A 3411-nucleotide genomic window follows, 5' to 3' on the forward strand; every position below is an offset into this window, starting at 1 on the left:
ACAGTGATTAAGCCGGGTTTGTTGTTAAGCCGGGGAACGGTTCGGGGTCTTGGTGGCTGGCCGTGTCCCATGTGGTTTCCCGGCTTAACGTTCCGGGTTATGTTCGTCTTGTCCCATTTGATTCGAACGAAGGAGTTTGCCATGGGTGAGACGACGGTTGGCCATGTCGCGGGCGAGGTGGTCCGCGCGCTTTACGGGGCCGGTTATATGGAATCCACCATAGGCCAGTACCGCAAGTCCATCAGGGCGTTGGAACGGTACGCCGGAGGCCCGGATGCGGTGTACACGCGTGGGTTGGGCGCGGGGTTCGCCGCGTCGACCTTCAGTGAGCGGACGGGCGGTTTCAGCAGGCAGCGGTGGTTCGATTACGGCAGGCTGGCGCGTTTGTGCGACTCGTATCTGCGGTCCGGTTCGGTGGACCTGGGCAAGTGGCGCAGGAGCAGGCTTGCGGAGCCGGTGGTTCCGGGTTTGGCCGTGGTCATGGAGCGTTGGGAGGCGTATCTCGCCGGTTCGGGACTGGCTTCGGCGACGGTGGGGCATTACCGTCGGATGGCGGGCTTGTTCCTCACGTGGCTGGAATCTCATGGGGTCGTGTCGTTGGACGGTTCGGATGGCTCGCATGTGCTGGGGTTCATGGCCGGGCTGCGTTCACGCTGGTCGGAGTCGTCGATGCGGCACGCCGCGTCGGACCTGCGCCCGTTGTTCAGATGGCTCGGGCGGGATGACCTGGCGGACGCGATCGGCCTGGCCGGCATACGCAGGACCCACGCGATCGCGGGAACGTTGCCCGACGACGAGCACCGCCGCTTGCTGGAGGCGTGCGCCTCGCGGTCGGTGCCGTCGAGGGACGCGGCGATCACCCTGCTGTCGCTGACGTGCGGGCTGAGGGCATGCGATGTGATCGGTCTGAGGATCGCCGACGTGGATTGGGATTCCATGAGCATAGGTCTGGTGCAGCGAAAGACGGGCAATCCGTTGACCGTGCCGATGACGGGACCGCTGGCCGCGAGGCTGGCGTCCTGGCTGTTGGACGAAAGGCCCGCCACCGACGACGACCGTGTGTTCGTGCGGTACAAGGCGCCCCATGTCGCGCTTCGGGGTCATTCATCGGTGTACGAGGCGATCAGCCGTGTCATGCGGCACGCCGGGCTCGGACGCCGGGGCGGTTCCAGGCTGTTGCGGCGCAACGCGGCGACGAGGATGCTGGAGGCGGCCACGCCGTTGCCGACGATCAGCGCGGTGCTTGGCCACGCCGACCCCGATTCCACACGCGTCTACATGGCCACGCACCGCGGGGGAATGCTCGCGTGCGTGCTGCCCGTGCCGGAAGGCGGATCGTCATGAGACCCACGGAACACGGATTCGTCGGCCCGCTCGCCGGCGAATTGGAGGAGTACATCCGTTTCAAGGCGTCCATGGGCAGGCATGGCGCCACCCGCGTCCAGGTCCTGCGCTCGTTCGACCGGCATTGCCTCGAACACGGGGCCGTGCGTCTGGAGCGGGGCGTCGTGGAGCGATGGATCGCCCATAGGATCGACGCGAATCCCGGGGGTTGCCGCTCGTGGTTCTCGTACATCAGGGACTTCGGCAGGTGGATGCGACTGGCCCACGATCCCGACGCGTACGTGCTCTCCGACCAGTGGAAGGCCGGATCCCCGCGTCCGACGCCGTACCTGCTGACGGACCGCGAGGCCGCCCTGTTCCTGCGGGCCGCGGGAACGTTGGAGTCTCCGTCGCCGTGGGCGTGGCAGTCTCGCGCGTTCTTCATGCTCATGGCCTGCTGCGGGCTGCGCACCCGAGAGGTCAGGAGACTCGCCGTCGGGCACGTCGACCACAAGGCCCGTTCCATCGACGTGGTCGATTCCAAGGCCGGTCGCAGCCGCAGGCTGCCCGTGGGCGACGAGGTCGCCGCCGAACTGCTGGAATGCGACCAACGGTCCCGCGAACGCTTCGGAGACGACCGTCCCGCGTTCTTCGTCACCTCCACCGGCAATCCGGTCTCCCCGGGCATGCCCGGCGTGGTGTTCCGCCGCGTCTGGACGCGGGCCGGGCTCGAGTGGCCACAAGCCGGCAAACGGCCCAGGCCCTATGATTTCCGGCACCGGTTCGCGTTCGCGAACATCGAGCGGTGGACTCGCGACGGCGTGGACGTGATGGCGATGCTGCCCTATCTGGCGGCCTACATGGGACACGCCGGCATCGACAGCACCCTCTACTACGTGCACGCCAGCCCCGATTTCATGGACGGATACGCGGACCTCGTCGCCGACGCCGAACGCGTGGTCCCGGAAACGGAGGAACCATGAGCAAGGCAAGGAAAACGGCCGCCAGCTCCGGTGAACCGGACTTCTGGCGAGTCGCGCGCGACTGGCTGCACCACTGGCTGCCCAAGGTGCGGGGCAGCTCGCCGAAGACCGTCGAGGCGTACCGCATCGGCCTGGAATCCTACGTCCGATGGCTCGAAACCACGGAAGGCACGCAGCGCAGCCACATCGGTTTCGGGCATTTCGACCGGGCGCGCCTGGGCCGGTGGGTCGAATGGATGCGGACCGAGCGCGGGTACTCGGACCGCACCATCATGCTGAGGATGACGACGATGCGCGTGTTCCTCGACCACGCGGGCCTCGAACACCCGGCATTGACCGCGCTGGGCAACGACGCGGCCGCCATACGTGTCAAACCACCCGCGCGCAAACCCGTCGACCACCTCGGGGAGGAGCACACCAAAGCGTTGCTGACCGCATGGGGCACCGGCGACGCCAAATCGCGCAGGAACCGCATGCTCCCGATCCTCATGTACGACACCGCCGCCAGGATCGGCGAACTCGCCGCACTGACCATCGCGGACGTGGGTATGGATAAGCCGGCCAGGGTCACGCTCACCGGCAAACGCGGCAAGAGCCGGGTCGTGCCCCTGGGAGAAAGGACACGAACCCACCTGGCCGCCTACCTCGAGGAATTCCATCCCGGACCGTCCATGCGCGACGGCGACAGGCCGTTGTTCCACTCGACGAGGAACGGCGCCATCCAGCCGCTCTCCGTGGACCGGATCGACGAGATCCTCAAAACCGCGGCGGCCAGAGCACGCCGCGGGACGTGCCCGTCCATGCCCGAACGCGTCCACTGCCACCTGATCCGCCGGACCCGCGCCATGGACCTCTACCAACAGGGCGTGCCGCTACCGCTCATCATGCAACTGCTCGGCCACGAAAGCATGAGCACAACCAGCGCGTTCTACGCGTTCGCGACCCTCGACATGATGCGCAAAGCCGTCGATGCGGCCAACCCCGGCCCCGACCCCTCCAAGGAGACATGGCTCAGCGAGCAACGACTCCGACAACTACACACCCTCAAATAACCCGGAACGTTAAGCCGGGAAACCACATGGGACACGGCCAGCCACCAAGACCC

Annotated in this window: 3 protein-coding genes; all 3 read left to right on the top strand. The window is 66.7% G+C overall.

What is annotated here, in order from left to right; genetic code table 11:
• The first annotated feature begins 141 nt into the window (after window positions 1-141).
• The 3 genes from NBH12_RS10760 to NBH12_RS10770 are packed head-to-tail and all read left to right on the top strand — an operon-like array spanning window position 142 to window position 3358.
• Complete coding sequence (locus NBH12_RS10760) at window positions 142-1344, top strand: site-specific integrase (protein WP_014484092.1); 1203 nt, start codon at window positions 142-144, stop codon at window positions 1342-1344.
• A complete protein-coding gene (locus NBH12_RS10765) occupies window positions 1341-2306 on the top strand; it encodes a tyrosine-type recombinase/integrase (protein WP_010081384.1) in 966 nt (321 codons plus the stop codon). The genes NBH12_RS10760 and NBH12_RS10765 overlap by 4 nt, the downstream gene beginning before the upstream one ends.
• A complete protein-coding gene (locus tag NBH12_RS10770; RefSeq protein WP_016462422.1) occupies window positions 2303-3358 on the top strand; it encodes a tyrosine-type recombinase/integrase in 1056 nt (351 codons plus the stop codon). The genes NBH12_RS10765 and NBH12_RS10770 overlap by 4 nt, the downstream gene beginning before the upstream one ends.
• Window positions 3359-3411: the final 53 nt, after the last annotated feature.

It is taken from the genome of Bifidobacterium sp. M3-N-101 (assembly GCF_023656805.1).
Lineage (GTDB): Bacteria > Actinomycetota > Actinomycetes > Actinomycetales > Bifidobacteriaceae > Bifidobacterium > Bifidobacterium breve.

Bases quoted from the DNA above. Each gene is read 5' to 3' on its own strand.
- NBH12_RS10765 (WP_010081384.1), top strand. From the start codon at position 1,341: ATGAGACCCACGGAACACGGATTCGTCGGCCCGCTCGCCGGCGAATTG.
- NBH12_RS10770 (WP_016462422.1), top strand. From the start codon at position 2,303: ATGAGCAAGGCAAGGAAAACGGCCGCCAGCTCCGGTGAACCGGACTTC.
- NBH12_RS10760 (WP_014484092.1), top strand. From the start codon at position 142: ATGGGTGAGACGACGGTTGGCCATGTCGCGGGCGAGGTGGTCCGCGCG.